Genomic DNA, 26792 nt, shown 5'->3' on the forward strand with positions numbered 1-26792 from the left:
CGCACTTGCGGGTCGCACAATGCGGGTGGACAGTCCGGCGCAAAACAAGTTCGCCAAACAAAATCGCCAAAACGAGTTGGCAAAGACGAGGAGCGTCCCATGGATTTCGATCTGTCGCCGAAGCAGAAGGAATGGCTCGACCGCGTGCAGTCCTTCATGGCCAAGCACGTGCGCCCGGCCGTGCCGGTCTATGATGAGCAGGATCGCAGCGGCGAACGCTGGAAGGTGATCCCGGTGCTCGAGGATCTCAAGAAGAAGGCGAAGGCCGAAGGCCTCTGGAACATGTTCATGCCGCCCAACGAGCATGAGGATGACGAATTCCGCGGCGCGGGACTGACCAATCTCGAATACGCGCTGCTCTCCGAGCAGATGGGCCACATTTCCTGGGCTTCGGAAGTCTTCAACTGTTCCGCGCCCGACACCGGCAACATGGAAGTGTTCATGCGCTACGGCTCCAAGGAGCAGAAGCGCAAATGGTTGCGTCCGCTGATGGACGGCGAGATCCGCTCCGCCTTCCTGATGACGGAGCCGGCGGTGGCCTCGTCCGATGCCACCAACATCGAGACCAGCATCGTGAAGGACGGCGATCACTACGTCATCAACGGCCGCAAATGGTGGTCGTCCGGCGTCGGCGATCCCCGCTGCAAGATCGCGATCCTGATGGGCAAGACCGATTTCAAGGCGGCCAAGCACCAGCAGCAGTCGCAGATCCTGGTTCCGCTCGACACCCCCGGCATCAAGGTCGAGAAGATGCTGCCGGTGTTCGGCTTCGACGACGCGCCGCATGGCCACGCCCAGGTGCTGCTCGAGAATGTGCGGGTGCCGAAGGAAAACATCCTGCTCGGCGAAGGCCGCGGCTTCGAGATCGCGCAGGGCCGTCTCGGTCCCGGCCGTATCCATCACTGCATGCGCACCATCGGCAAGGCCGAGGAGGCGCTGGAGAAAATGGTGAAGCGGCTTACCTCGCGCACCGCCTTCGGCAAGCGCATCGTCGAGCATTCGGTATGGGAGCAGCGCATCGGCGAGGCCCGCACCAATATCGAGATGACGCGGCTGTTGTGCCTCAAGGCCGCCGACATGATGGACAAGGTCGGCAACAAGACCGCGCAGGCCGAGATCGCCATGATCAAGGTCGCAGCCCCCAACATGGCGCTGAAGATCATCGACGAGGCGATCCAGGCCTTCGGCGGTGCAGGCGTCTCGGACGAAGCCGGCCTTGCCAAGGACTACGCCCACATCCGCACGCTCCGTCTCGCCGACGGCCCGGACGAGGTGCACAATCGCGCCATTGCCAGGCTCGAGGTTCGGAAGTATGCAAACTCTTCCAGTCATTAAGCGGGAGAGCATGCTGGCGCTCCCGATTTGAAGAAACGACAGGGCATGATCCGTGATCGGATGACCGCTTGACGCAAGTGCGCTGGGGGTTACCGATTAGGATCATGTTCGGACTGAAGAGGGAGCGTCATCGTGGCTGACGGCGTCAGGAAAGACGAAGAGTTCTCGGGCACCAAACCAGTCGAGGAGCGTCATCGCATCGACGAGATGCGGCTCGAAGCCTGGATGCGCGACAACGTCGAAGGCTATGAGGGACCGCTGGTCGTCCTCCAGTTCAAGGGTGGCCAGTCCAACCCGACCTACCGGCTCGACACGCCGAACCGCTCCTATGTGATGCGCCGAAAGCCGTTCGGCAAATTGTTGCCGTCGGCGCACGCGGTCGATCGCGAATATCGGGTGATCGCGGCGCTGGGAAAGCAGGGCTTTCCGGTCGCGAAGGCCTATGCGCTGTGCCAGGACGACAGCATCATCGGTTCAGCGTTTTACATCATGTCGATGGAAGACGGCCGGGTGTTCTGGGATCCGACGCTGCCGAGCCAGACGCCGGAAGATCGCCGAAAGATCTTCACCAGCAAGATCGAGACCCTGGCCAAGCTCCATATGTTCGATCCCGTCGCGATCGGTCTTGGCGACTTCGGCAAGCCAGGCAATTATTTCGCGCGCCAAATCGACCGCTGGACCAAGCAGTACCGCGCGTCCGAGACCCAGACCATTCCGGAGTTCGAGAAGGTCGCCGAATGGCTGCCGAAGACCGTGCCGGAGCAGGCGCGCGTCTCGATCGTCCACGGCGACTATCGCCTCGATAACATGATTTTCCATGCGACGGAACCGCGCGTGCAGGCCGTGCTCGATTGGGAATTGTCGACGCTCGGCGATCCCATGGCCGACTTCACCTATCTGCTGATGCAGTGGGTGATGCCCGGCCTGGACGGTGCCGACCTCAAGGCGCTCAACATCCCGAGCGTGGAAGAGGCCGCGCAGATCTACTGCAACGTCACCAAGATGACGGTGCCTGACCTCAACTGGTATTTTGCTTACAACCTGTTCCGCCTCGCCGGCATCACGCAAGGCATCGCCGGCCGCGTCCGCGACGGCACCGCGGCGAATGCCAAGGCGCTGGAGTCAGCCAAGCGCACCGTACCGCTGTCGAAAGCGTCTTGGGAGTATGCGCAGAAGGCCGGCGCGGTTTAAGGACTCCGAAGGCGCTGCCGGCGGCCGCGCCTTTGCTTGCGTTCCTCTCGTGTCCGGGACACGGGACAGAATGACGAGAGAGATACCCGCATGATCGACCACACCACGCTCATCACCTACATCCTCATCGTCCTCGGCTTCGTCTTCATTCCCGGTCCGGCGACGCTCCTCACCATGGCGCGCGCCGCGAGCTCGGGAACCAGGGTCGGCATCGCGACGGGCGCGGGAATTGCGGCTGGTGACGTGGTCCACACCACCATGGCAATCGTCGGCCTCTCTGCGATCATTGCAACGTCGGCGCTGCTGTTCAGCGTCGTCAAATACGCGGGCGCGGGCTTCCTGATCTATCTCGGCATTCGCTCCATGCTCGACAAGACGCCGATCGAGGTGAATGGCGGTGCGCCCGCGATCAGCGCAGCGCGGGCCTTCCGGCAGGCCGTGCTGACCGAAGTGCTCAATCCCAAGACCGCGCTGTTCTTCCTCGCGTTCCTGCCGCAGTTCGTCCGTCCAGAACACGGCTCGACGACGCTACAGCTCGCGCTCTTCGGCGCTGTGTTCGTGTTGCTCGGCCTCCTCAGTACGGTGGTGTTCGCCGTCGGCGCCGGCCGCCTCGGCAATTTGCTACGCCGCCATCCGGCCGTCGTGAAATGGCAGGACAAGGTGGTCGGGACGATCTACTGCGCCGTCGGTGTGCGGCTGGCCTTGCAGGAGCGATGAGGCGCACCGCTCACGTGGGATACGCGCTGCCCCACATACTCCCGTCATTGCGAGGAGCTCTTGCGACGAAGCAATCCAGACTGCCTCCGCGGAACCATTCTGGATTGCTTCGCTTCGCTCGCAATGACGAGGAGAAGCCTTACCCCTTCACGCAATGCGCGATCAGCTTCTCCACGAAGCCGGCGCATTTCTCCAGCTCCGCCATTTCCACGAATTCGTCCGGTGTATGCGCCTGCGCGATCGAGCCGGGGCCAATCACGACGGACGGGATATCGGCCATGCTGGCGAACAGGCTTGCCTCGGTGCCGAACGCGACTTTGGCGTGGTCGTTGCGGCCAGCCAGGCTCTTGGCCAGCGTGACGATTGTCGCATCGGCCGCCGTGTCAAGCGCAGGGTAGTCGAGGATCTCTTCGAAATCGATGCCGCAGTCCGGATGCTGCTTCTTCATCGCTGGCTCGATCTTCGCCTTGGCCCAGGCGACGATCGCATCCGTCACCTCGCGCGACTCCGTAATTCCGATGCCGCGGCATTCGAAATCCACCGTACAAGTATCAGGGACGATGTTCAGCGCGGCGCCGCCATGGACGATGCTGGTGAGCAGCGTCGAGTGCGGAACGTCGTAGAGGCTGTCGGCCGCTCGCACGGCTGCGAGCGCCACGGCGCGACGGCGGATTTCGACGATCAGCTCGGCGGCGTATTCGATGGCGTTGACACCCTCGGGCGCGATCGAGGAGTGGCGGGCGAGCCCCTTGAAGGTCGCGCGCACGCCGTGCTTGCCCTTGTGGCCGATGATGACCTTCATCTCGGTCGGCTCGCCGATGAAGGCGCCGAGTGGCTTGATCCGTTTCTTCGCGACCTCGCGCAGCATCGGCCGCACGCCGACGCAGCCGATCTCCTCGTCATAGGAGATCGCCAGATGGATCGGTGTCGCGAGCTTCGCTTCCAGCATCTCTGGCACCATGGCGAGGCACACCGCGACGAAGCCCTTCATGTCGGTGGTGCCGCGGCCATAGAGCCTGCCGTCGCGCTCGATCAGCTTGAACGGATCGTGGCTCCAGTCCTGGCCGACCACGGGCACCACGTCGGTATGCCCCGACAGCACCAGGCCCGGGCAGTCCTCAGGTCCAATGGTGACCCATAGTGAGGCTTTCTGTCCGGTCTCGTCGACGATGCGCTCACCCTTGACGTCGAGCGTGGCGAGATAGCTCTCGATATGCGCGATCAGGGGCAGGTTGGAGCGATCGCTGATCGTGTCGAAGCCGACGAGGTCGGCGAGCAGCTTGCGAATACGGTCGGGTCTTGAGCTTGGCATTTTCACGTTCTTGTCAGGGGAATGGAAGCTGAAGTGCTTGCACGAACCATACCAATGTTGCGGGTGGTAGGGCAAACCAGCACAAATCCGAGCCTGCAACGCCTTGCGTTGCCGTCGAGCAAAACACGCGAGCCGTGGCCCAACGCGCGGCGGCGAAACTTTGCCGAAATTCGGAAACGGCGTATGCCGTCTTTCATTTGAGGGTGAGACGACCAAAGCAAAGCTCGGGCGAACAAGCCGCGAGGATGCGAAGGTGCATCTGCGATCGAGAATGTGAATGGAAGCGTGACGCTGCCATCCAAAGACTCCGTCATCGCGAGCGCAGCGAAGCAATCCAGTCTGCCGCCGCGGAAAGATTCTGGATTGCTTCGCTGCGCTCGCAATGACGGTGCTGAAGCAGTTGCGCTAAACCGGTTTCCCCGTATACGGCATCGACGCCGTGAGGCCACCGTCCACCGGGAAGGCCTGGCCATTGACATACGACGCCTCGTCGCTGGCCAGAAACAGTCCCATCGCGGCGAGCTCGTGCGGCTGGCCGGGGCGCTTGAGCGGATTGAGCTGGCCGATCTTGTCGGCGGTGCCGCGCTCCTTGGCGCGGTCGAAGATCGGTTTGGTCATGCCGGTCTCGATCAGGCCCGGGCACACTGCGTTGATGCGCACACCGGTGCCGGTGAGCGAATACGCCGTGGTCTGCACCAGGGAGATGACGCCGGCCTTGCTCGCGGCATAGGGGTGACCGCTGGCGCCGGCCTTGAGGCCCGCGACGGATGCGGTCAGCACGATCGCACCGGACTGCTGCTTCACCATGTGCGGCATCGCATGCTTCACCGCGAGAAACGGCCCGATCAGATTGATGCGCAAAACCTCCTGCCATTGCTCGACGGTCTGCTCGCCGAGCGGGACGAGTCCGCCGGAGACGCCGGCATTGGCCCAGATCACGTCGAGGCGGCCGTGCGTCTTCACCGCCTTGTCGATCACGGCGATGACGTCCTTTTCGGAGCCGGCATCCGCCACCATCGCTTCCGCGACACCGCCGGCCTTCTTTACCTCGTCGACCGTCTCCTTCACCGCCTCGCTGCGATCGACCGCGATCAGCCTGGCGCCTTCTCTGGTGAACAGCAGCGCGGCCGCGCGGCCGATGCCGCTGCCGGCACCGGTGATGATGACGGATTTGCCTTGCAGACGGCCCATGCGGTTTCTCCATTTGGTTGGCACGCGACGCTTGCCGCGCGACGGAATTTCAAACAAGATTTCAAACGGTAAAGTGTCTTGAGACACGTTCACTACTGACGTACAGCGACATCAAACGGGATGGAAGGGTTTCGATGGCAGGTGCAGACAAGCCCAAAGTGGTCACGACACGCTGGTGGTGGGTCCGTCACGCGCCCGTGCGCAATGACGGCGGCAACATCTACGGTCAGTCTGATCTCGCCTGCGACACCAGCGATACCTACGTCTTCAATGCTGTTGCCAAGGTGCTGCCACGCAAGGCGGTCTGGTATTCGAGCAATCTGATGCGCACGCATCAGACCGCCGAAGCGATCTGGGCGGCCGGCTTCCCGAGGCCTGCATCGATGAAATGGGAAGCCGACCTCGCCGAACAAAATCTCGGCCGCTGGCAGGGCATGAACCGCGCCGAGTTCATCGCCAGCCGTCCCGTCGGCTCGAGCTGGTTTGCCGATATCAACGAGCCTGCGCCCGGCGGCGAAAGCTTCATGGATCTCTACAACCGTGCCCGCCGCACCATCGAGCGGATCAACAATGAGGCCGCCGGGCAGGACGTGATCGCGGTTGCACATGGTGGCACCATCAAGGCGGCGCTGGGCTTGGCGCTCGACAATCAGCCGGAGCGGGGGCTCGCGTTCGATATCGACAATTGCTCGGTGACGCGGCTCGACTATTTCGCAAGCCCCGAGCGCAGCGTCTGGCGGCTGCCGATGGTGAACCAGCAGCCGTGGATCGCGGACGACGCGCATGCGGCGATGCATCAACCCGCGGGACCGGAAGTCAAGAAGCTCGCCTGAGCAATTGCCCGGTCGCGCGGATGCGGCGTAAGCTTCAAGCAATCAAAACGTACTCTGGGAGAGAAACATGACCTTGTTCGACATGAAGGGGAAAGTCGCCGTCATCACGGGCTCGACGCGCGGCATCGGGCTTGCGATCGCCGAGCGCATGGCCGAGCACGGCGCCAAGGTGGTGATCTCCTCGCGCAAGGCCGACGTTTGCGACCAGGTCGCCAAGAGCATCAACGACAAGTTCGGCAAAGGTACCGCGGTGGCGATCGCCGCCAACATCTCGTCGAAGGAAAACCTGCAAAACCTCATCGACGAGAGCAACCGCGCCTTTGGCAAGATCGACGTGCTGGTCTGCAACGCCGCGTCGAACCCGTATTACGGCCCGCTCGCCGGCATCTCCGACGATCAGTTCAGGAAGATCCTGGACAACAACATCGTCGCCAACAACTGGCTCATCTCGATGGTGGTGCCGCAGATGATCGAGCGCAAAGACGGCTCGATCATCATCGTCTCCTCGATCGGCGGCCTGAAAGGCTCGACCATCCTCGGCGCCTACGCGATCTCGAAAGCCGCAGACATGCAACTCGCGCGCAATTTGGCCTGCGAATATGGCCCACACAACATCCGCGTGAACTGCATCGCGCCGGGCCTGATTAAGACCGATTTTGCGAAAGCGTTGTGGGACAATCCGGAGAATTTGAAAGCCTCGACCGTGCGTTCGCCGCTGCTGCGCATCGGCATCCCCGACGAGATCGCGGGCGCCGCGGTGTTCCTGGGCTCGAAGGCCGGCGACTTCATGACCGGCCAGACCATGGTGATCGACGGCGGCGCGACAATCAGTTGAAGCACCAGTAGGTGTCATCGCCCGCGAAGGCGGGCGATCCAGTACTCCGCGGCCTTCGTTGGAGAGCTCGCTCCCACGAGATCCGCCGCGGCGTACTGGATGCCCCGGTCAAGCCGGGGCATGACAGCGAAAATGTGGATGCAGCGCCGCGCGTAGCGGCGCCGTCTCAATCCACCGCCGCGTACACCAGATCCCGCACCAGCGTTCGCGTAAAATCGCGCTGTCCCGGGCCCTGGCTCATGAACACGACGAACAGATCCTCCTTCGGATCGATCCAGAAGAACGTCCCCGCAATGCCGCTCCAGAAAAACTGGCCGACGCTGCCGGGGAAGGGCGCGATGCCGGCATCGCGGCGCACCGCGAAGCCGAGGCCGAAACCATGGCCGGGTGACAGCAGAGTGCCGTTGGTCACGACGTGAGGTCCGAGATGATCGGAGGCCATCAGCTCCAGCGTCTTGCGGCCGATGATCCTGTTGCCGTCGAGCGTGCCGCCATTGCGCAGCATCAGCGCGAAACGGGCATAGTCCATGGTGGTCGAGACGAGGCCGCCGCCGCCGGACTCCATGATTGGCTGCTCGAGCATGTTGAACAGCGCGACCTTTTCGCCGGTCCAGGGATCGGCTGCGAACGGCTCGGCGAGCCGGCCGGCATTGGCCTCCGCTGTCGCAAAGCCGGTCTCGGCCATCTGCAAGGGCGTAAGAATGCGCTCAGCGAGGTACGCGCCGAGCGACTTGCCGCTGACAACCTCGATGATGCGACCGAGGATGTCGGTGGAGCGGCTGTAGTTGAACTCGTCGCCGGGATGGCAGACCAGGGGGAAGCTCGCCACCAAGGCGGCGTGCTCGGCATTGGTGATCTTGCGGCTGCGCACCCGCGAGTCCTGGTAGATCTTGTGCACGGGGCCGTCGCCCTGGTGCTCGTAGGTCAGGCCAGAGGTGTGGCGGAGCAGGTCCTGCACCGTCATCGGGCGCTTTGGCGGAACCAGTTCCAGCTTGCCGCCGCTGACCACGCCGACCTTTTGGTTGGCGAACTCCGGGATGAATTTCGCGACGGGGTCGGCAAGGAGCAGGTGGCCGTCCTCGACCAGCGTCATGATGCCGACCGACACGATCGGCTTGGTCATCGAGAAGATGCGGAAGATCGAATCATGCGCCATCGGCGCTGCACCTGTCGGGCTCTGTCTGCCGAGCGCCTCGAACCAGCCGACCTGACCGTGCCGTGCCACCAGCACGGTGACGCCGGGCACGGTTCCCTTGTCGATCTCGCGCTTGAAGGCGTCCGACATGGCTTGGAGGCGAGGGCGCGACAGCCCGAGCGTCTCGGGGCGGGATTCCGGCAGCGGAGGGGTCTTCGGCGCAGTCGAGGGGCGAGGGGCTGTCGCGGACGCTTGGGCAGTCATGGGCACTCCCGGTGCTTATTATTGTTCGGAGCGGACTGTGGCCCAGAAGGCGCGGCACAAACAAGCGAAGCCAGCGCGCTTCACCCTTGCAATCCGGCCTTGCAATCCGGCCGCCCCCTGTGCTTCAAAGCGGCCTGATCCGGGCGGCAACGCAGGGTCCGTAGGAGTGTAGCTCAATTGGTAGAGCACCGGTCTCCAAAACCGGGGGTCGCAGGTTCGAGCCCTGCCACTCCTGCCAGCGAAATCAAACACTTAGCTGGAACGTGGGCGATCAGCCATCGCCCGGATATTGCCGCCGGACGGCGTGAAACCTAGCGATCGACCCGCGCTTTCCAGATCGCCTCCGCAAGGGCGATGTCGGCCACGGAATCCTCGCCGGACGCCAGCGGCGTCCTCTGTTCCACGATATCGGCGACGAATGCATCGGCCTGACGCCGAAACGCCCAGCTCGTGTCGCGCGGCAATTGCGTGCGTTGTCCTTGCTGATCGAGGATGACCTCCGCCTCCTGCTCGGCAAAAGGCGGGGGCAATTCGATGGTCAGCTTGCCCCGCTCGAATTCGATGCTCAGCCCCTCGCGCCAGACGCCTTCGGATTCATTCGCGAGTTGCAGCGCGCAGGCGACGCCGTCGAAGTCGAGTGTCACGGTCGCCGCGCCCGAGGTCTCGACGGTGCTTTCCGCAACTGTCGGTGACGATCCGAGCACGTAGCGCGCGAGATTGATGATATGGCTGAACACGTTCAGAAAATTGTCGTAGCCGGGTCGCATCGCGCCCGGCATCCAGTCGGGGCCGTCCTGCCAGAGCTCGAGCCCGTCCGGCCGCACTTCGCCGGTCATGACGAAATTGTCCTGCGAGCGGCCAGTGCTGCCACCGAAGCACCAGCCTCGCACGCCGACAATGCGTCCAAGCGACTGATCCGCTCGCAGGCGCGCCAACTCGGCAATCGCGCGCGCCACTCCGGCGTCGTGACGCTTCATGTAGCCGATGCTGTAGACGAGGTTGTGCCGTCGCGCCGCCTCCGCCAGTGAGACGGCCTGAGCCGTAGTGTAGGCCATCGGCTTTTCCGAGAGCACATGGCGACCGCTGTTCAATGCATCCAGCACGATCGGGCCGGTGGCGCGACGCTTCGTCACGACGACGACGGCCGACACCTCGCTATCCGCCAGCAATTCCCGGTGCGTACCGTAAACCCGGGCGATGTCGAATTTCTGCGCCGCTGCGGCGGCGAGATCAGGCCGCAGATCCGCAATCGCGACAACGCGGCAGGTGGGGTTGGCGGCGAAATTGGCGAGGTGGCACATCTGACCGACCATGCCCGTTCCGACGATGCCAATGCCTGGCCTCACTTGCTAGGACCCTCGAAGCGTTTCCGGAGAACGAGGAAATGCGCCGGGTGTCCCCAGGTGTTGATGAACGCCTGGTCGGATTGGGTGAGGGCTATGACTGTGGACGCATCCCGTCGCCCGATCGCGCCAAAGATACGGTGGAAACTGTCGAGGGTCGCAATGATGGCGTCGATGTCGGACGCATCGTCGGCGAGAACATCTGTCGCCGGAATCGTCTCGCGCAGTGACGCGAGGCTCGCGATCGCACGGGGCAGGCTGTCGCCGAAGGGATCGTCGATCATCGCATCGACATCGGCAACCAATGTCTCGATCGAAGCCGAGATCGCGTCGACCGCTTCGGTTTTGCCGGCCAGATAGAGCTTCCGGCCGCCGAGAAAGCTCAGACGACTGCGGCCGAGGTGGCGCGTCGCGCGCCACAGCTTCTCGTCATCGGGCAGGACCTTCTTGTGCCAGTAGACATCCAGGCTGTCGCGATAGGCGGGCCAAGCCGAATGGATATCGAATCCCTGCTCGTGCGCCGCCGTGCACAAGGCGCCCGCGTCGAGGAAGTAGCGGTGCCGGACGAACGGATTTTCGAGCACGTCCATCAGCCAGGATTCGAAGCGGCGCGTGTGCGGAATGCTGTTCCATTTCGCATCGAACAGCAGCTTCGCCGTTTCCAGCCCGGGACGGCCCGTCAGCACCTTGCCGGCCGCATGAATCGCCTTGAGCGCGAGCTCGAAGAAGCCGCCGTAGCGCTCGTAGTAGGAAACGACGGCGTAACCGTCCGGATTGAGCAGCCGGTGAAAGATGCCGAGCCAATTTTCAGTCGGCTGCACCGTGTAGATGAATCCCTCGGCATCGATGATGTCGAAACGGCGATCGCTGTGAAATCCTTCGACGTCGAACGATAGGAGTTCGCGGAGACGTTGGGCCTGGTTGAAATGCGCGAAGTAAGCCTGGATTTTCGCGTGCGCATGCCGGTTCGGCTCGGCGAGCGTCATGTTTGCGCCCCAGCCGGCGAACACCAGCGCGTTCTCGCCGGAATCGGGGCCGAATTCGAGCACGTCTGCGTCGCGGAACAGCCGCGGCGGCAGCACCAGCTTGTCGGAAAACAACTCACGCCGCAGGTTGGCATAGGCTTCGAGTTCGGCGGCGGATTTGAAATTGCCGAACGTCGGCAGGACGTCCTGACGTTCGTAATAGTTGAAGAGCTTGTCCTCAGCCATGACGCGACCCTGCGGCGGCCTCAAGGCGATCGAGCTCGCTCCAGATGTCCGATGGCGCGAAGATCGAAACGATGTGGAGCGGACGCTTCACGTTTTCGCGCAGCCGGCTGCCGACCTTGTCTTCGTTCTCCTGGTTCACGGCCAGAAGACAAACGAGCGGCTCCGACTTCCCGGCGAGGTCCTCCGGCGGGCGGATCGGAATGCCGGTGCCGGGCAGGAACAAGCCTTGGCGCTCCTTCTGGTCGTCGACCGAGAGGTCGATGAGATCCGCGAGTTCATGGGCATTGGTGAAGGTGCAGGCGCGGCAGCCGGCGCCGTAGATGGCGATCTCGGCGCCGTTCGCGCGGGCCTTGGCGAGGATCGGGCGAAGACGCGCGCCGTACTCCCTTGCGCGCTGGCCGAACCTCTCGCCGACGCCAGACGGCGCGGGCGGGGCCGTAACGTCGCGCGTCGTACGTCGCGCTGCGATCGCGAGGCTGCCGCCGCTGAAATTGTACTTCTTCACCGAGACCGCTTCGAAGCCGTGGCGCGCCAGCAGCGCGAGCAGCGTCGGCTCGGTGAAGTAGCTGACGTGCTCCTCCCACAGGACCGAGAGGTCGCCCGCGGTCGAGCCGGGCGCGAAATCAGGCACGTCGATGAACAGCAGACCGTCGTCGCGCAGCGCGATTTTCACGCAGTCAAAAAAATTCTCGAAATCGACGATGTGTTCGAGCACCTGTCGTGAGACGACGAGGTCGAACTTGCCGGCCTCCGCGACCGCGTCGTGACACAGCGCCGGGCTGATCATGTCGGCATAGACCTTGATGCCGCGCTCGCGGGCGATCTTGCCCGACACCGGGTTGGGCTCGACGCCCACCAAAATCTTCGCACCGCGTTCGCGAAGCCTGTCCATGAACAGGCCGTCATTGCATCCGATCTCGAACACGGATTGGTGGGCCGAGAATTTGGCGACGGTATCGAGTTCGTCGACCTGGTGCGGCTCCGGCTTCCAGCTGCTGAAATTGTAGTTGAACTGCCGGTACAGAATGTCGGGATCGATTGGCTTGACGATCTGGGGCAGGCCGCATTCGCCGCAGGCGAACACCTCGAACGGATACCGTTCCTCCTGTTCGTCGCGGCTGTGCCGAAGCCGATGCGCAATCGGCATCTGTCCGAGGTCGATGACCGGGCGCAAATTGGTCGAGTGGCAGAGGCGGCAATGATCAGTCATCGAATAGGAACCTCTGCTGGATTGGCTCGTGAAGCATGGCGATGGGCCAGATGCTCCGCGGCGAGCGCACCGGTCCTAGTGACATAGACCTGCACTTCCGCGGCATCGCCGCCATCCGGTGCCCAGTCGGGAAACGCCGTGCGGGAGGGATCGAACGGACCGGCGGTGGTTTCGTGAAACACCAGCCACTCCGAGGTGATCAGGATCGAGTGAAAAACCTGCTCGGGCATCCGGTAATAGCAAAGCACGCCCCGGCCGTACGGCGCCATCTCGAGCACGTCGCGAATGCGGCCGTCGTCCTCGAAGATCACGACCTGCGCAGTGCCCTCGATCAGGTGAAACGATTCAGGTTTGCCAAAATGCTTGTGAGGCCGCACATAGGCCTCGCGGTGATGCACGATCAGCATCTCGTGCAGGCCGGACGAAGGATCGGGATGCGTGCACAGCCGGCTGCGCAGACGCGGATTGCCTGCGGCGATGCGCTTCAGCTCCGCGATCGTGGCGTCGTCCGCCGTGACGATGGCGTCGTCCGAATAATACACTTCGGGATTTTGCGCCCGCAACGAGGCCGGCCGGCGCAGGCCCGTTGCTTCATTCGAAGAAGATGAACCCATGGTCGCCCCGGTAGCCGCATTTGTCGTAGATCCAGGCCCACGTCTCCGGACCATGGAAACTCAGGCAGGTGAGCTGCCAGTAGAGCAGGTTCGCCTTCTCGCGCTCGTCGCGGAACGATTCCACCATCAGATATTTCGAGGCGCCGCGCCCCACGCGCTCGATCTCCGACACGGCGCGGAAGACGTCCTCGAGCGGAAGATTGTGGAGCACGCCGAGCGACACCACGAGATCGAAGCTGTGGTCGGGGTAGGGGAGCTCGACGGCGCTGCCGACCTTTAATTGCGGCCGCACCTCCTCCTTGGCGTTGGCGATGCCATAGTCGGAGATGTCGATGCCGGCGATGGTGAGGTCGGGGACGAGCTGGGTGAGTTCGTAGAGCAAATAGCCCTTGCCGCAGCCGACATCGAGCACGCTCATCCCGGGCCTGATGCCATAGCGGTCGATCAGCGTCTGGGCGAGCGGGCGCCAGCGTCCGTCGTAGCGGTAGCCGCCGTAGCCATAACGGCGGTCGCCGTCCCAGTAGTCGTGTCCCCATTGCCGAGCGACAGTGGCGGATTCCGCCTTGTCGTGCTCGACGACCCGCTGAACGTAGTTCCGCTTGGTCGATGCGTGCATCGGCTGGAGCAGGTTGATCTCGGCCATTGTCCTCAACCGGTCCGCAGCATCGTCACAGGATGGTCGCGAATTTGTTGACGAGCAGGATGTCCTCGACGGCCTGGATGTTGTCGCGCGAGGACAGCGTGATCTCCTCGACGGCCGCGTGCAGATCGCAGCCCTCGCTCAGCACCCGGCCATAGATCTCCCGCCGCCGTGCCTCGTCGGGCGGCAGCATGAAGATGCTGTAGAGAATCAGGCCGCGCAACCGCGGCAGCTCGTCCAGGATGTCCTCAAGCACCATGTAGCTGCCGGGCATGGTGTGCTCGGCGGCGCTGAGCAGATAATGCAGATTCTTCCGTCGCGCATAGTCGCGGATCACGATGTTCTGGACGTGCTGCGGGGTACGGCTGCCGTTCAATGGCCGGGCGCCGATATAGCCGCGATGGCCGGCTCGCTCAGCCATGGAAGCCTCCCGGGAGCTTGTATTGCATACCGACACGTGTCGCCGGGCGCAACAGGATCGGTTCGAAGAATTCGCCGAATCGCTTGTCCGCATAGGGCGACATGATGCTCTTGAAACGGCAGTTCATGCTCCAGCGCGAGCCGGCTTCCTCGTTGATGCGATTGCCGTGCATCAGGGTCTGGTTGAACAGCATCACGTGACCGTAGGGAATCTCGATGAAAGTCGCGTGCGGCTTGATGGTCTGGTAGAGTTCCTCGGCGCTGCGCAGGCTGGCCATCCGGTCCTGCATGTTGCCGTTCAGGGATGGCGGCAGCAGATACATCGATTTGGTGCGGTGGACGTCGACCAGCGGTACCCACACCACGACCTCGAACGGCGAGTCGCCCGACCAGACGTCGGAATGGGTGGCGAGCAGCGACGAATCGTCTCCCGGTAGCTGGATGCTGAGATTGACGCGGCGCTGCATGCAGAGCTCGTTGCCGACGATGGTCTCGATCGTCGAGCGCGCCAGACGGAAATAGGTCGGCCGGAACCAGGGCTCGGCGTTGAGACCGTTGAAGACATGCAGCCGCAGGCCGTTGAGATCATCTACGCTCACCCGCGTGTGGATGGTGTCGAGCATCGCGTAGGGGTCGTTGCCGTGTGGCAGCTTCAGATAATCCGCCGCGAGCTCGGCGGCGCGCCGTTGGATCCGATCGAGCCCGGCGCGATCGTCGGCCGGCGTGGTGACGAAGCCGTCGTCGATGAAGCGTTGCGCCAATGCCTGCTCATCGGCCTCGAGGAAAGCCGTGTCCGTCATGCAAAATACTCCCGGGCCGTCGCGCAAATATAGCTGATCTCCGAGGTCGAGAGGAACTGGTTGATGGGAAGCGTGAGGATCTGATCCGCCTGCCGCTCGGTCACCGGGAACGCGCCGCGACCGTGGCCAAGATGCGCCGCCGCTTCCTGGAGGTGGATCGGTACCGGATAGTGGATCGCGGTCTCGATACCCTTGTCGGCAAGATATTTCTGGAGGTCGTCGCGACGGTCCGTCTGCACGACGAAGGTGTGGAAGGTGTTGAACTCGATGTTGCGGCAAACCGGAATGAACAGGGGAAGGCCGCCGAGCTCGGCGCGATATTGCGCGGCGTTGCGGCGCCGGCGTTCAATGACAGAGGGCAGGTGACGCAAGCGAATCCGGAGCACCTCGGCCTGGACCGTGTCGAGGCGTGACACGATGCCCCATTCCTGGACGTCACTGCGATTGATCAGGCCATGATTGCGCAGGCGGCGAATTCTCGCGGCAAGCTCGGCGTCGGCGGTGACGACGAAGCCGGCGTCGCCCGCGGCATTGAGGTTCTTCAGCGGGTGGGCGGAGAAGCAGCCGAACGTTCCGATGGTCCCGCTCATCCGCCCGTCATAGGTCGAGCCGACGGCCTGTGCGCTGTCCTCGATCACGGCGAGAGCGTGCTTGGCCGCAATCGCCATCAGCGGGTTCATGTCTGCCATCCGCCCGGTCAGGTGCACCGGCATGATTGCCGTGGTCCGCGGGGTGACGGCAGCCTCGACCGCGGCCGGATCGATATTCTGGTCCGGCAGCACGTCCGCAAATACTGGCGTGGCGCCGACAGCGATGATGGCGGCGGTTGACGCCACGAACGAATTCGGCGGGGTGATCACCTCGTCCCCTGGACCGATGTTGAGCGCCCGCAACGACAGGATCAGCGCATCGGTGCCGGAATTCAGCGTCACCACATGCGGCGAGCCAAGATAGGTGGCGAGCTCCTCTTCGAGCTTCGCAACGGCCGCGCCGCCGATGAAATCGCCGCGCCGGAACACGCCCTCGACCGCCTGCATGATCTCAACGCGCTCTTCCTCGAATTGCGCGGGAAGATTGACGTAACCGATGCGCCGGCGGCCGGTGTCAGCGTCCATGGCAGAACTTCCGAACGATCTCGATGACGCGGTCCTGCTGTGCGCGCGTCAGATGCTGGTCGACGGGGAAGCTGATGACTTCCTGGGCATGGCGGTCGGTGACCGGGAAGGTGCCCGGCGCGTAGCCGAGGTGCCTGAGGCCTTCCTGCTGGTACAGCGGGATGGGATAGTGGATCTTCGCTTCGATGCCGTTGTCCAGGCAGTATTTGTAGAGCTCGTCGCGGCGCTCGGCGAACACCATGTAGAGATGGTAGACGTGCTTGACGTTGGGCCGGCGCGGCGGAATCCGCAGGCCGGGCAGACCGGCAAGGCCCGCATCGTAATAGGCCGCGTTCTCGATCCGACGGCGCGTGATCTCGCTGGTCTGGCCGATCAGCCAGTTGCCGACGACCGCCTGGAGGGAATCGAGCCGCGAATTGCAGCCGAGAATCGCGATCTCGTCGCGATTCTTCATGCCGTGGTTGCGGATCAGGCGAAGCCGCTCGTTCATCCCGTCGTCATTGGTGACGACGACGCCGGCATCGCCCCAGACGTTGAGGTTCTTGAGCGGATGCAGCGAGAAGCCGGCCGCGATACCGTGTGTGCCGGACCGTTTTCCCGCGAACTCCGACAGGATGCCCTGGCAGGAATCCTCGACGACGGGGATGTTGTGACGCTGGGCGATCGCCATCAGCTTGCCCATGTCGGTGACCTCGCCGGTCAACTGAACCGGCATCATCGCTTTGGTCTTCTCGGTGATCGCGGCTTCGACGTAGTCGACGTTCATGCAGAAGGAGTCGTCGCAGTCGACCAGCACCGGCGTCGCGCCGGTCTCGGCGATGGCACCGACCGTGGCAATGAAGGTGTTGGCAGCCGTGATGACCTCGTCGCCATGGCCGATGCCGAGCGCCTTGAGCGGCAATTTGAGCGCATCGGTGCCCGATCCGACGCCGATGGCGTGACGCACGCCGATCAGCTCGGCAAAGCGCCGTTCGAATTCCGCGACCGGCTTGCCCAGGGTGAAGTCACCGGTCGCCACCAGTCGGCCGATCTCGGCCAGGATCGGTGCCGGGTCGGAGAATTGCTCGAGCAGATAGGAATATCGAACGTCGTGCATGGGGCCCGTCAGGTGGAATGAAGTTGAGGAGAGGAGGTGTGCGAAGCGGGGAGCGCGCGCGCGACCGAGGTAGCAATGGCGTCGGCGGAAAGTCCGTGCTTCTTCAGCAGCGAGTCCTGCGATCCGTAATTGTGCATGAACCGGTCCGGCAGCGACAACCGCAGCATCGCGGGCAGGCCAGAGCCGAGCTTGTCGATCAGCGCCTCCGCGACCGCGCTGCCAAGGCCGCCCGAGGGCACGTGCTCCTCCAGCGTCGCCACCAGCCTGGTGCCCCGGATCGCTTGCTGCAGCGCCTCGGTGTCGAGCGGCTTGACGGTGTGCATGTGCAGGATGCCGGCGCGAATGCCTTGCGCCGCCAGCAGGTCGGCCGCAGCGATTGCGCGCTGGAGCATGATGCCTGTCGTGACCATGACGACGTCGCCGGGCGGGCGCATCAGGATCGCCTTGCCGATCTCAAAGCCGTGCTCGGCCTTCGAGACCACGGCGTCGCCACCTTTGCCGAGCCGGATGTAGATCGGCCCGGTCCAGTCGAGCGTTTGCTCCATCAGCCGCGTCGCCTCGTCGGCATCGCACGGGCAGACCACCGTCATGTTCGGCAGCGCCCGCATGATGGCGATGTCCTCGATCGCCTGGTGGGTGGGGCCGAGCGGCGCGTAAACCAGCCCGCCGCCATTGGCGATCAGCCGCACCGGCAGATTGTGCAGGCACAGATCGACCGCGACTTGCTCGTAGCAGCGGCGGGTGAGGAATGTGGCGATGGTGTTGACATAGGGCACGAAGCCTTCCATCGCGAGGCCGGCTGACATGCCGATGATGTGTGCTTCCGAAATGCCTTCGATCAGGTGGCGCTTGGGAAACTCCTTGCTCATCGCGCGCAAGGTACCTGCGCCGGGATCGGAGCCGATGTAGAGCACACGCTCGTCGCGTGCGGCGAGCTTGTGGACCATGTTCATCGCGGTGTTGCGCATGAGGACCCGATCAAAAATCCCCGACGGCGACGCGGATGGCGTCGAGCTCGCTGTCGGTGAGCTTGTTCTTGTGATGCCAATCGGCGTTGGATTCCGCGGCCGGCAGACCCTTGCCCTTGACGGTATGGCAGATGATCGCGGTGGGTTTTCCCGGAACGGCTGGGGCCTGCTTCAGGACTGTGCGCAGGGCGCCGACGTCGTGGCCGTTGAGCTCCTGGACGGCAAAGCCGAAGCTGCGCCACTTGTCCGCGAGCGGCTCCAGCGGCAGGACGTAATCGGTGGGTCCGTAGCTCTGCAGCTTATTGTAGTCGATCAGCGCGACCAGATTGTCGAGCCCGTGCTTGGCCGCGCCCATGGCGGCTTCCCACACCGATCCCTCGTTGATCTCGCCGTCGCCGAGCAGGACGAAGGTGCGGTAGCTGCGCTCGCGCATGCGCGCGGCGAGCGCGAGACCGACACCGATCGACAGGCCGTGTCCGAGCGCGCCCGTCGAGGCCTCGACCCCCGGCACCATTCCGTATTCGGGATGTCCGCCCAAAATGCTGTCGGGGCCGCAGAAACCGTCCAGCTCCGACAAGGGAAAGAAGCCGCGATCGGCCAACAGCGCATAGAGTGCCAGACAGCCGTGCCCCTTGCTGAGGATTGCGCGGTCGCGGGCCGGATCGCGCGGGTTGTTTGGGTCGATCCGCAGCACGTCATCGTAGAGCACGCGGACCATCTCGATCAGCGACAATGCCGGACCGACATGTCCGCGCCCCGCGGAGCGGACAGAACCGAGCACCAGTCGGCGCAGATAAAGGCTACGCTCGTCCAGCGTGCAGGTGAGGGCGGCTTCAGCGTGGGGCGAGATCTGGGTCACTTCGGTAAATCGGTTGGGCGAATCGTCTGGTGAAGCCGGCGGGCTTTGTCGAGCTGACCGGCGAGGCGGATCCTAACATCGCCACCTTGCGCAGCCATTGCGCGCCGGGAGCGGCTGTCCGGCAAATAGGCGTTCAGGACAATCAGGCACCAGATTCCCTTGAACACAGGATACAGTACGTCACGTCGGATCGCAAACGCGTCATCGCTCGCCTCGAAGGCGCGCGACAGCCGTTCAATCAAGCGATTCGCGCTCGCTTCCGGCAGGTCACTGCCGGGGTGAATGGCGGTGTCGGACACGAGCTTGACCGGATCGTCCCAGCCGAAATATTCGAAGTCGATGAATCGCAAGCGCCCGTCTTCAGCGCGCAGTGCGTTGTGCAGTCCGAAATCGGACGGACTCAGCGCGCGATGGGTGGGCGCAAGGTCCGCTGCGGGATCCCGACCCAGTTCCGCATAGCGCCGGCGGAGCTGCCGAATCGCGACGTCAATGCTGGGAACCAGGCTGCCTTCGAGGAACGCACGCAGGTCGGAATGATTATCCGAGGCTCGCCTCAATGCGTCCAGGCGCTGTTCGTACTGGGCGATGGCCGCCTCCGGCGAAAAGATGCTGGCTGAGGCGTTGCGCAAAATCTGCGCGCCTTCGGCTTCGCGCAGCTTCTGTAGCTCTATGAGGAAATCGGCGAGTTGGTCGGCGTCGTCGTCCTGGGGACGCAGCGCCGCGGCCTCGCCGTCGAACCATTGGTACAGCGCGCAGAATGCATCTGCGTCCTTCGCGACTGGCTGCGGTGTCGACGTGATGCCGTGGCGCGCCAGGAACGAGAGTGCATCATGCTCCTGTCCCAGGCGATCGCGTCCGTCGGACGGATAATGCTTGAGGGCGAGGGGCGGTCCATCCGCCATCTCCAGCCGAAACACCCTGTTGTTGCCGCCGGATCGTGCCGGCTGGGCGGACGCAACACGCGCACCGGCCAGGCGGCTGCCGATCGCCATCGCATCCGGCGCGTTGATGTCGGTCTCGCTCATGCCGCAAACACCTCGCGGCGGATATCGGCCCATGTCGCGATTGGCTTGCAGTGTTCGGGGTGGGGCGGCTGCGACTGCGTGAACAGGATCGATCGCGTGGCCTTCGGAAAATGCGGTTGCTCGAAGACGTCGACGAGGTCATCGATGAAGACGTCGAGCTTCAGGATCACGAGCCTCTCGATCTTGGCGGGCAGTGTGTCCTCGAAATAGACATCGCGGATAGCCAGCGCCGCATCCGCAGCGTCGACCAGGCCCGCCCCCCGCAGCCAGCTGCGCGCGGCGTCACGCAGGTCGATGCGGTCGGGGTCCTGATGACCGAATCGGGTCTTGTGGCTGACGATGCAGACCTTCGAGCCGGCCTGCTTGCAAGCCGCCAGGAATTCCCGCACCCCTGGATAGATTTCGGCGCCGCCAATTCCCTTGCCGTAGACGAAGCCTTGCAGTCCTTGCCAGGCGAGCTCGCCGCCCGCGCGGGACCGGAGATGATCCCGTAGGTCGGTCTTAAGCCCCTCCCACCCTTCCGGCACCAGCCCACGCTCACGTGCGACGGCGGCAAAGACCTTGTCGTAGCAGATGATCGTGTTGTCGAAATCGATGCCGATCTGCACGCCGCTCACTTCAGGCTGATGTTCTGCATCATCTTGATGTTGAAGTACCGGGGGTCGTTGAGCGAGTTCGGCAGGCGGCCGCCCTTGAAGGCGTTCACGAGACCGGACACGGCCTGCTCGATCGTGTGGGTCGGCGCAAAGCCGAGCTCGCGGCGGATCTTCTCCGACGAGACGTGGTAGGAGCGGAGATCGTCGGTCGGCTCGACGACGACGTCGACATTACTGCCGACCACCGACTTGACGATGTCGGCGATCTTCATCAGCGAGTGGTTTTCGTAACCGATATTATAGGTCTTGCCGTCGATCTTTGCGTCATCCTGCTGGAGCAGGAACAGATAGGCCGCTGACATGTCCTCGATGTGCAAATTAGGCCGGCGCTGCGTTCCGCCGAACACGCGGATGCGGCCGGTGTTGACCGCGAGATTTGTCAGGATGTTGACGACGACGTCGAGCCGCTGCCGCGGTGCGTAGCCGCAGACGGTGGCGGGACGAACCGTGCAGGTGACGAAACCGGACGCGGCCTCGTCGGCAAGGTCGGTCTCGCACATCGCCTTGAACTTCGAGTAGTCCGTGAGCGGCTCGCAGGACAGGTCCTCGGTCACCTCGGCTTCGTCCTTGATGCCGTAGACGCTGGACGAGGAGGCGTAGATGAAGCGCTTGATGCCCGCCTTCTTGGCGGCGCGCACCATCGGCCGGAAGCAGTCGTAATTGATGGACTTGCCGAGCCCCGGGTCCAGCTCGAACGACGGGTCGTTGGAGATGCAGGCGAGGTGAATCACGGCGTTGTTGCCGCGCAGGGCCTCGTTGATCGCGGCTTCATCACGGATGTCGCCCTTGATCAGGCGCAAATCGGGATTGCTGCGGACGGCATCGAACACGTCCTCGCCATACATGAACAGGTCGAGCACGGTGACCTTGTGGCCCGCAGCGAGCAACTGGGGAACCAGCACGCTACCGACATAGCCGGCACCACCGGTGACCATCACATTCCATTTTCGACCAATCACTGTTGTTCTCCAGAATCTGCCGTCGCGCTACTTCAGCAACGCGGTGACGAACTTGACCAGCGGCACCTTTTCGACCGAGCTGCGGTGGCCGACGATCCCGACCTTGATTGCGCCGGCCGCGTTGCCGATGAAGGCGACGTCCTCGATATTGCCGCCGGCGGCGACCAGCGGCGCGGTGATCGTCAGGAAGGCGTCCCCCGCGCCGACGGTGTCGACGACGGTCTTGGTGAAGGCGGGGACGCGCGTGACGCCGGTTTTCGACGAGAAAGGGTAACAGCCGAAGGAGCCGTGCGTGATGATCATGTTGTCGCAGTCGATCTTGCCGTGCAGGCCGGCCTCGATCACGGACGCGATGTCGCTGAACTTGTCGGTTGCAGCCAGACGCGCCTCCGGCGCGTCGATGCAGATGTAGTCGGCCCGCGGATACCTCGTGATCAGGTTGTAGCCGTGATTGCCGCTGTTGCTCTGGGCATTGACCGCCAGGAACTTGGAGTTGGCGATCAGGGTGTCGATCGTACTCGACGCGATCATGCCGTGACCGAAATCAGTGGCGATCACCACATCCGCGCTACGCACACGCTCCGTCGTGATACGGTCGATTTCCTTCCGATCGGCCTCGTCGAGCGGCGTGTCGTCCATGGTGTAGACTTCGAAGAGCTTGTGCAGATATCCCAGCTCGACGTACCGCGATTTGCGGGTCGTCGGACGGCCCTGAAGGCGGATCGGCGTCAACGTGACGTTTGGGCGGACATGCGCCCGAATGAACTCCTCAGGGTAGTCGTTGCCACCCAGCGTCGTGACGACCTCCACCGACTTGCAGAAGCTCGCGACATGGTTCGCCGCGGCAATGACGCCGCCGGCAAATTGCTCGCCACTCTTGAACAGCGTGGCGACGATGTTTTCCTTCGATGCCTTTCCGAGCGCCGTGACGTACTGGTATTCGTCGATGATGGTGTCGCCGACCAGCACGACGTGCATGTCCTGCACCTTGTCGATCAGTTTCAGCAGGCGATCGGCGCCGCCACCTTCACGGACTTTTTGCAGGTAGTCGCGAAGCGGCGGATCGTAGATGTCGAAATACCGGTTCACCAGCGACGAGGAGCTGAATGTCACGTCCCGGGTGAACACGATGCGTCCGCCGTGACGCTCGACGGCGTCGCGCTCGCTCCGGATCTTGCCGGTCACGTCGTCTTCGGGATTCTCGTAGTCGGATCCCTTCACGTAGATGTCCGGCCGCACCGTATCCAGGATCGGCTCGGCGCTGGAGGTGTGATTGATGCCGACCCAATCGACCGTCGCGAGCGAGGCCAGCATCTCGGCCCGCATGTTTTCGGGGAAGATCGGCCGACCCGGCCCCTTGTTGACGTAACGGTCAGCGGTGATCGTCACCATGACGACGTCGCCCTCGTTGCGCGCCGCCTGGATGTGTCTGATATGGCCGAGATGCACGAGGTCGAAGACGCCGTGGCAGAGCGCAACCTTCCGGCCTCGCGCTTGCGCGGACCGCGCGATCTCGCCCAGTTCCTCGATCGTCTTGATCTTTTCGTGCGCCGCCAGTTGGTCGTTCAACGCGGGATTGCCGGTCGGAATATTGCCCATGTGAATAACCTAAAGCGCCAGCCGGCCTCAGCCGGGCGGCCCGGAATTGATCGATTCGCGGCAACGATACCCGGCGAACCTGTTCACTGGCTTGCCTTCTGCGGCACGCCGGGCGCCGCGTCGTTGTTGTCCCCGAGATATTTGAACCAGTCCTTCGTGGCGTCCGCGATCTTGTCCACCGTCCACAGGGGGGCGTCCTTGTACTGATCCATCGACTTCAGCATCGTCGCGACCCCGTCCTCAAATTTTACCTTCGGCGTCCATTTCAGGATCCGCTTGATCTTGGTGATGTCGGCATAGGTGCAATCGGGCTCGCCGGGACGCTTGGGAATGTGGACCTTGTCGCCGCCGAGAAGCTCGATCAGCCGGTTGACACTGTAGGTGTTGTCCGAGCCGACATTGAAAATTTCGTTCGAGACCTCGGAGCGCGCGGCGGTCACGAAAGCGTCGGCGACATCGCTGACGAACGTGAAGTCGCGGGTCTGCTCGCCGTCGCCGACCACCGTGAAGGTCTTGCCGGCGAGCTTCTGCGCCATGAACACGCCGAACACGGCGCCGTAGGTGCCCGTGGTGCGGTGGCGCGGCCCGTACACGTTGAACAGGCGCAGCGCGACCGCGGGCAGCTTGTAGACCTGGCACCAGTGCATGACGCACTGCTCGCCGAGATTCTTGGTGAGGGCATAGGGATACATCGGCCGGATCTCGGCGCTCTCCGGCGTCGGATAGACGTCGGGAATTCCGTAGCAGGACGACGATGCGGCATAAACGAAGCGACTGACGCCCGCCTGCCGTGCAGCCTCGAGAACGTTGACGGTGCCGTCGACGTTGGCGCGGTGATACGGGATCGGGGACTCGATCGAGGGAACGATGTCTGCCAGCGCTGCGAGATGGAATACCCAGTCGATGCCGTCGAAATGCGGCTTGATCGATTCGAGCTCGGTGACGTCGGCCCGCACGATCTTCAGTCGATCAGAATCGACGCGCGAGGCCAGATTTTCGGGACGTCCGATCACAAAATTGTCGAGCGCGACGACCTCGTGGCCGTCGTCGAGGAGGCGGTCGACGAGGTGACTGCCGATGAAGCCGGCGCCACCGGTAACGATGCATTTCATAGGAACATCCGTGATGCGAATGCCCAGCGAAACAGGCCCGCCAATGTTGAGTGAAGGTGGAAACCGAATCGGCTGCTGGTCAACTTCGAAGGTAATATACCTTTGCAATCACTGGTGATAGCCGGTATCAGGGCGTCATGTCGCCGTCGAGCTGCGAGCCCATGCCTGCCGAGTCCGTCGATCCCGATCACAAGGCTTTCCTTGACGACTACGTAGGACGCCTCCATCGCGCGACGGCGATTGACGACGGGGTTTTCGCCAGGATTTCCGCCACCCGCACGGCCTGGTTGTGCGCGCGCGAGCAGGGCGGCCGCGTCATCTTCATCGGCAATGGAGGCTCGGCCGGCATCGCCTCCCATCTCGCGATCGATCTGGCGAAGAACGCATCGGTGCCGGCACTCTGCTTCAGCGATGCCAGCATGATGTCGTGCCTCGCCAATGACTATGGTTTCGAGGACTGGCTTGCGCATGCCGTGAGGTTGAGCGCCCGCGCCGGCGACTGCCTCGTCGCGATCAGCTCGTCGGGACGCTCGAAGAACATTCTCAATGCGGTCGCGCAGGCGCGGACGATGAAGCTCGATGTGATCACGCTGTCGGGCATGACCGCGGAGAATCCGCTGCGCAATCTCGGCGACGTCAATTATTACGTCGACAGTCGCAGCTACAATATTGTCGAGACCACGCATCAGTTCTGGATGATGGCCGCGATCGACCTCATCATCGGTCGCGCGGAATATCCGGCCTCCTGAGGCGGTGCCCTCTATCTGATCACCACGGGTGAGATTGCCTCGCCTGTTCGCATGTCTCCGTCTTACGGTCCTACGATGAAAAACCTGTTCTACGTCCGCCATACCTGCCGCCTCTGTCATTCGGACAAGCAAGAGCTCGTCGTGCCGATGGCAGGCATGCCCATCGGCACGCCGAACTTTCAGGTGCCGGACGCAAGCGTCGACGATCCCGTCTTTCGGGCCGCGGTGCCGATGGCGCTGCACCTGTGCGCGGACTGCGGCCATCTGCAGATTCTCCACGTCGGCAATCCAGAGATCCAATACCGAAACTACGTCTATACCACCTCGCTCTCGCTTGGTTTGCGGGAGCACTTCGCGGGCTATGCGATGGACGTCGTCAGCCGATTCGCCATCGCGCCGGGCTCGCTGGTCGTCGAGCTCGGCAGCAACGACGGATCGCTGCTCGGTTTCTTCAGGGAGCGCGGCATGCGGGTGCTCGGTGTCGATCCCGCCGTCGACATCGCGCGGCGTGCGACGGAAGCGGGGATCGAGACCATCGGCGATTTCTTCACCGATGCCATCGGTCGCCGCATCCTGCAAAGCCACGGCGCGGCCAGTGTCGTGATCGCCAACAACATGATCGCCAATGTCGACAATCTCGACCCGCTGGTGATCGGGGTTCGCGACGTGCTTGCGCCGGACGGGCTGTTCGTTTTCGAAACGCAGTATGGCGTCGACGTCACCGAGAAGAACCTTCTCGACACCGTCTATCACGAGCATCTGTCGTATTTTAACATCAAGCCGCTGACGCGCTTCTTCGCGCGACTCGGCATGGAAGTGATCGACGTCCAGCACATCGAGACCAAGGGCGGCTCGATCCGGGTGACGGTGCAGCGTGCCGGCGGCGCGAAGAAGCCGTCCGCGGAGGTCGCGCGCTTCATCGCCGAGGAAGACCGGCTCGGCGTCGACCGGCCGGCCTACTATGTGCCCTATGCGAAGAGAATCGCCGCCATCCGCGACGAGCTGGTCGCGATGGCCGATGCCGCCCATGCGCGCGGCCAGCTCGTGGCCGGCTACGGCGTCTCGGTCGGGACCACGACCCTGCTGCCGCAGTTCGGCCTGGAGAACAAGATCGACTTCCTGGTGGACGACGACCCCAAGAAGGGGAGCGTTATGGCCGGCCCGGGGTATGACATCCCGATCCTGCCGCCCGCCGCCCTTTACGAGCGCAAGCCGGCGTTCGTCGTCGTCTTCGCCTGGCGCTATGTGGATCCGATCCGGGCCAAGCATGCCGGCTATTTCGCCGAGGGCGGAAAGTTCGTCGTGCCGTTGCCGGGCATTTCGACGATCGATCGGGCCGACTGACCTTGAGGGGTCGCCAAAGAGGCTGCAGGTGAGGGGGACGGGCCCGGTGGTCTCGTTCTGCGAGGAACCGGCTGAGGCCCTGGGAAGGCGCTTTGCAGGCGGCGGATAAGCCCTTGATCGGCCTGATCTCTAGTCGGTCGCCCGCGGAGGTCGGTTTACTCGCGCGGGCCCTCTCTATCTTGACCTTTGGTCCCATCCGCAGTAGATACCGCGCACTCGCAGCCGGCCCGTTAGACGCGGATTTCCGGCGCGGCTTTGA

26 protein-coding genes and 1 tRNA gene are annotated in these 26792 nt (G+C 63.4%); 8 read left to right on the plus strand and 19 right to left on the minus strand.

What is annotated here, in order from left to right:
* Nucleotides 1-99 precede the first annotated feature (99 nt).
* The 3 genes from IVB41_RS30010 (at nucleotide 100) to IVB41_RS30020 (ending at nucleotide 3243) form a co-directional block, all read left to right on the plus strand.
* Nucleotides 100-1335, plus strand: coding sequence for an acyl-CoA dehydrogenase family protein (locus tag IVB41_RS30010; RefSeq protein ID WP_018460217.1), 1236 nt, complete (start codon nucleotides 100-102; stop codon nucleotides 1333-1335).
* Nucleotides 1336-1467: 132 nt separating this feature from the next.
* Nucleotides 1468-2526 (plus strand): phosphotransferase family protein, encoded by a 1059-nt coding sequence (locus IVB41_RS30015; RefSeq protein ID WP_247396559.1) that lies wholly within the window; start codon nucleotides 1468-1470, stop codon nucleotides 2524-2526.
* Between the two features lie 90 nt (nucleotides 2527-2616).
* Complete coding sequence (locus IVB41_RS30020; protein WP_247437820.1) at nucleotides 2617-3243, plus strand: LysE family translocator; 627 nt, start codon at nucleotides 2617-2619, stop codon at nucleotides 3241-3243.
* A gap of 139 nt (nucleotides 3244-3382) precedes the next feature.
* Here the strand turns inward: IVB41_RS30020 and argE are convergent, their stop codons facing one another.
* Complete coding sequence (gene argE / locus IVB41_RS30025; RefSeq protein ID WP_027567519.1) at nucleotides 3383-4555, minus strand: acetylornithine deacetylase; 1173 nt, start codon at nucleotides 4553-4555, stop codon at nucleotides 3383-3385.
* 405 nt (nucleotides 4556-4960) lie between these two features.
* Complete coding sequence (locus tag IVB41_RS30030) at nucleotides 4961-5746, minus strand: SDR family NAD(P)-dependent oxidoreductase (RefSeq protein WP_247437822.1); 786 nt, start codon at nucleotides 5744-5746, stop codon at nucleotides 4961-4963.
* 134 nt (nucleotides 5747-5880) lie between these two features.
* Here IVB41_RS30030 and IVB41_RS30035 point away from each other — a divergent pair, with 134 nt between their 5' ends.
* Both IVB41_RS30035 and IVB41_RS30040 read left to right on the plus strand, forming a co-directional pair.
* On the plus strand, nucleotides 5881-6579 hold the full coding sequence (locus tag IVB41_RS30035; protein ID WP_027567517.1) for a histidine phosphatase family protein: 699 nt from the start codon (nucleotides 5881-5883) through the stop codon (nucleotides 6577-6579).
* Between the two features lie 67 nt (nucleotides 6580-6646).
* Nucleotides 6647-7414: an SDR family NAD(P)-dependent oxidoreductase gene (locus tag IVB41_RS30040; RefSeq protein ID WP_247437824.1), complete on the plus strand. Its 768-nt coding sequence runs from the start codon at nucleotides 6647-6649 to the stop codon at nucleotides 7412-7414.
* Between the two features lie 166 nt (nucleotides 7415-7580).
* Here IVB41_RS30040 and IVB41_RS30045 read toward each other — a convergent pair whose 3' ends face one another.
* Entirely contained in the window at nucleotides 7581-8813 is a 1233-nt protein-coding gene (locus tag IVB41_RS30045) for a serine hydrolase (protein WP_247437827.1), read from the minus strand.
* Nucleotides 8814-8975: 162 nt separating this feature from the next.
* Here IVB41_RS30045 and IVB41_RS30050 point away from each other — a divergent pair.
* Nucleotides 8976-9051, plus strand: a tRNA-Trp gene (locus IVB41_RS30050).
* A 73-nt stretch (nucleotides 9052-9124) separates the two neighbouring features.
* Here IVB41_RS30050 and IVB41_RS30055 read toward each other — a convergent pair.
* The 16 genes from IVB41_RS30055 to IVB41_RS30130 all read right to left on the minus strand — a co-directional run bounded on the left by IVB41_RS30055 (nucleotide 9125) and on the right by IVB41_RS30130 (nucleotide 24440).
* Complete coding sequence (locus tag IVB41_RS30055) at nucleotides 9125-10159, minus strand: Gfo/Idh/MocA family protein (RefSeq protein ID WP_247437829.1); 1035 nt, start codon at nucleotides 10157-10159, stop codon at nucleotides 9125-9127.
* Nucleotides 10156-11367, minus strand: coding sequence for a class I SAM-dependent methyltransferase (locus IVB41_RS30060; RefSeq protein ID WP_247437831.1), 1212 nt, complete (start codon nucleotides 11365-11367; stop codon nucleotides 10156-10158). The genes IVB41_RS30055 and IVB41_RS30060 overlap by 4 nt, the downstream gene beginning before the upstream one ends.
* On the minus strand, nucleotides 11360-12577 hold the full coding sequence (locus IVB41_RS30065; RefSeq protein WP_247437833.1) for a class I SAM-dependent methyltransferase: 1218 nt from the start codon (nucleotides 12575-12577) through the stop codon (nucleotides 11360-11362). The genes IVB41_RS30060 and IVB41_RS30065 overlap by 8 nt, the downstream gene beginning before the upstream one ends.
* On the minus strand, nucleotides 12574-13191 hold the full coding sequence (locus IVB41_RS30070; RefSeq protein WP_247361960.1) for a WbuC family cupin fold metalloprotein: 618 nt from the start codon (nucleotides 13189-13191) through the stop codon (nucleotides 12574-12576). The genes IVB41_RS30065 and IVB41_RS30070 overlap by 4 nt, the downstream gene beginning before the upstream one ends.
* The gene (locus IVB41_RS30075) at nucleotides 13169-13834 is read right to left on the minus strand and encodes a class I SAM-dependent methyltransferase (RefSeq protein ID WP_247437835.1); all 666 of its coding nucleotides are present in this window, start codon (nucleotides 13832-13834) and stop codon (nucleotides 13169-13171) included. Before IVB41_RS30075 ends, IVB41_RS30070 begins: the two co-directional genes overlap by 23 nt.
* A gap of 25 nt (nucleotides 13835-13859) precedes the next feature.
* Nucleotides 13860-14252: an LIC12192 family sporadic carbohydrate cluster protein gene (locus tag IVB41_RS30080; protein ID WP_247361956.1), complete on the minus strand. Its 393-nt coding sequence runs from the start codon at nucleotides 14250-14252 to the stop codon at nucleotides 13860-13862.
* Nucleotides 14245-15051, minus strand: coding sequence for a sporadic carbohydrate cluster 2OG-Fe(II) oxygenase (locus tag IVB41_RS30085; protein WP_027567508.1), 807 nt, complete (start codon nucleotides 15049-15051; stop codon nucleotides 14245-14247). The genes IVB41_RS30080 and IVB41_RS30085 overlap by 8 nt, the downstream gene beginning before the upstream one ends.
* Nucleotides 15048-16166, minus strand: coding sequence for a DegT/DnrJ/EryC1/StrS aminotransferase family protein (locus IVB41_RS30090; RefSeq protein WP_247437836.1), 1119 nt, complete (start codon nucleotides 16164-16166; stop codon nucleotides 15048-15050). Before IVB41_RS30090 ends, IVB41_RS30085 begins: the two co-directional genes overlap by 4 nt.
* The gene (locus IVB41_RS30095) at nucleotides 16156-17262 is read right to left on the minus strand and encodes a DegT/DnrJ/EryC1/StrS aminotransferase family protein (protein ID WP_247437838.1); all 1107 of its coding nucleotides are present in this window, start codon (nucleotides 17260-17262) and stop codon (nucleotides 16156-16158) included. The genes IVB41_RS30090 and IVB41_RS30095 overlap by 11 nt, the downstream gene beginning before the upstream one ends.
* Nucleotides 17263-17270: 8 nt before the next feature.
* Nucleotides 17271-18230 (minus strand): transketolase family protein, encoded by a 960-nt coding sequence (locus IVB41_RS30100; protein ID WP_247437840.1) that lies wholly within the window; start codon nucleotides 18228-18230, stop codon nucleotides 17271-17273.
* Between the two features lie 10 nt (nucleotides 18231-18240).
* Nucleotides 18241-19089 (minus strand): transketolase, encoded by an 849-nt coding sequence (locus IVB41_RS30105; RefSeq protein WP_247437842.1) that lies wholly within the window; start codon nucleotides 19087-19089, stop codon nucleotides 18241-18243.
* A complete protein-coding gene (locus IVB41_RS30110; RefSeq protein WP_247437844.1) occupies nucleotides 19086-20114 on the minus strand; it encodes an aminoglycoside phosphotransferase family protein in 1029 nt (342 codons plus the stop codon). Before IVB41_RS30110 ends, IVB41_RS30105 begins: the two co-directional genes overlap by 4 nt.
* The gene (locus IVB41_RS30115) at nucleotides 20111-20731 is read right to left on the minus strand and encodes a hypothetical protein (RefSeq protein ID WP_247437845.1); all 621 of its coding nucleotides are present in this window, start codon (nucleotides 20729-20731) and stop codon (nucleotides 20111-20113) included. Before IVB41_RS30115 ends, IVB41_RS30110 begins: the two co-directional genes overlap by 4 nt.
* A complete protein-coding gene (locus IVB41_RS30120) occupies nucleotides 20728-21729 on the minus strand; it encodes an SDR family oxidoreductase (RefSeq protein ID WP_247396612.1) in 1002 nt (333 codons plus the stop codon). The genes IVB41_RS30115 and IVB41_RS30120 overlap by 4 nt, the downstream gene beginning before the upstream one ends.
* Nucleotides 21730-21756: 27 nt before the next feature.
* A complete protein-coding gene (locus IVB41_RS30125) occupies nucleotides 21757-23328 on the minus strand; it encodes a PfkB family carbohydrate kinase (RefSeq protein ID WP_247437847.1) in 1572 nt (523 codons plus the stop codon).
* An 83-nt stretch (nucleotides 23329-23411) separates the two neighbouring features.
* The gene (locus tag IVB41_RS30130) at nucleotides 23412-24440 is read right to left on the minus strand and encodes an SDR family oxidoreductase (protein ID WP_247437849.1); all 1029 of its coding nucleotides are present in this window, start codon (nucleotides 24438-24440) and stop codon (nucleotides 23412-23414) included.
* Between the two features lie 161 nt (nucleotides 24441-24601).
* Here IVB41_RS30130 and IVB41_RS30135 point away from each other — a divergent pair, with 161 nt between their 5' ends.
* On the plus strand, nucleotides 24602-25189 hold the full coding sequence (locus IVB41_RS30135; protein WP_245287774.1) for an SIS domain-containing protein: 588 nt from the start codon (nucleotides 24602-24604) through the stop codon (nucleotides 25187-25189).
* 75 nt (nucleotides 25190-25264) lie between these two features.
* The gene (locus tag IVB41_RS30140) at nucleotides 25265-26533 is read left to right on the plus strand and encodes a class I SAM-dependent methyltransferase (RefSeq protein ID WP_247437850.1); all 1269 of its coding nucleotides are present in this window, start codon (nucleotides 25265-25267) and stop codon (nucleotides 26531-26533) included.
* Nucleotides 26534-26792: the final 259 nt, after the last annotated feature.

This window comes from Bradyrhizobium sp. 44 (assembly GCF_023073095.1).
Taxonomy (GTDB): domain Bacteria; phylum Pseudomonadota; class Alphaproteobacteria; order Rhizobiales; family Xanthobacteraceae; genus Bradyrhizobium.

Coding starts and splice junctions, on each gene's coding strand:
- IVB41_RS30010 (WP_018460217.1), top strand. CDS start 100: ATGGATTTCGATCTGTCGCCGAAGCAGAAGGAATGGCTCGACCGCGTG.
- IVB41_RS30020 (WP_247437820.1), top strand. CDS start 2,617: ATGATCGACCACACCACGCTCATCACCTACATCCTCATCGTCCTCGGC.
- argE (WP_027567519.1), bottom strand. CDS start 4,555: ATGCCAAGCTCAAGACCCGACCGTATTCGCAAGCTGCTCGCCGACCTC.
- IVB41_RS30030 (WP_247437822.1), bottom strand. CDS start 5,746: ATGGGCCGTCTGCAAGGCAAATCCGTCATCATCACCGGTGCCGGCAGC.
- IVB41_RS30035 (WP_027567517.1), top strand. CDS start 5,881: ATGGCAGGTGCAGACAAGCCCAAAGTGGTCACGACACGCTGGTGGTGG.
- IVB41_RS30040 (WP_247437824.1), top strand. CDS start 6,647: ATGACCTTGTTCGACATGAAGGGGAAAGTCGCCGTCATCACGGGCTCG.
- IVB41_RS30045 (WP_247437827.1), bottom strand. CDS start 8,813: ATGACTGCCCAAGCGTCCGCGACAGCCCCTCGCCCCTCGACTGCGCCG.
- IVB41_RS30060 (WP_247437831.1), bottom strand. CDS start 11,367: ATGGCTGAGGACAAGCTCTTCAACTATTACGAACGTCAGGACGTCCTG.
- IVB41_RS30065 (WP_247437833.1), bottom strand. CDS start 12,577: ATGACTGATCATTGCCGCCTCTGCCACTCGACCAATTTGCGCCCGGTC.
- IVB41_RS30070 (WP_247361960.1), bottom strand. CDS start 13,191: ATGGGTTCATCTTCTTCGAATGAAGCAACGGGCCTGCGCCGGCCGGCC.
- IVB41_RS30075 (WP_247437835.1), bottom strand. CDS start 13,834: ATGGCCGAGATCAACCTGCTCCAGCCGATGCACGCATCGACCAAGCGG.
- IVB41_RS30080 (WP_247361956.1), bottom strand. CDS start 14,252: ATGGCTGAGCGAGCCGGCCATCGCGGCTATATCGGCGCCCGGCCATTG.
- IVB41_RS30085 (WP_027567508.1), bottom strand. CDS start 15,051: ATGACGGACACGGCTTTCCTCGAGGCCGATGAGCAGGCATTGGCGCAA.
- IVB41_RS30090 (WP_247437836.1), bottom strand. CDS start 16,166: ATGGACGCTGACACCGGCCGCCGGCGCATCGGTTACGTCAATCTTCCC.
- IVB41_RS30095 (WP_247437838.1), bottom strand. CDS start 17,262: ATGCACGACGTTCGATATTCCTATCTGCTCGAGCAATTCTCCGACCCG.
- IVB41_RS30100 (WP_247437840.1), bottom strand. CDS start 18,230: ATGCGCAACACCGCGATGAACATGGTCCACAAGCTCGCCGCACGCGAC.
- IVB41_RS30110 (WP_247437844.1), bottom strand. CDS start 20,114: ATGAGCGAGACCGACATCAACGCGCCGGATGCGATGGCGATCGGCAGC.
- IVB41_RS30125 (WP_247437847.1), bottom strand. CDS start 23,328: ATGGGCAATATTCCGACCGGCAATCCCGCGTTGAACGACCAACTGGCG.
- IVB41_RS30130 (WP_247437849.1), bottom strand. CDS start 24,440: ATGAAATGCATCGTTACCGGTGGCGCCGGCTTCATCGGCAGTCACCTC.
- IVB41_RS30135 (WP_245287774.1), top strand. CDS start 24,602: ATGCCTGCCGAGTCCGTCGATCCCGATCACAAGGCTTTCCTTGACGAC.
- IVB41_RS30140 (WP_247437850.1), top strand. CDS start 25,265: ATGAAAAACCTGTTCTACGTCCGCCATACCTGCCGCCTCTGTCATTCG.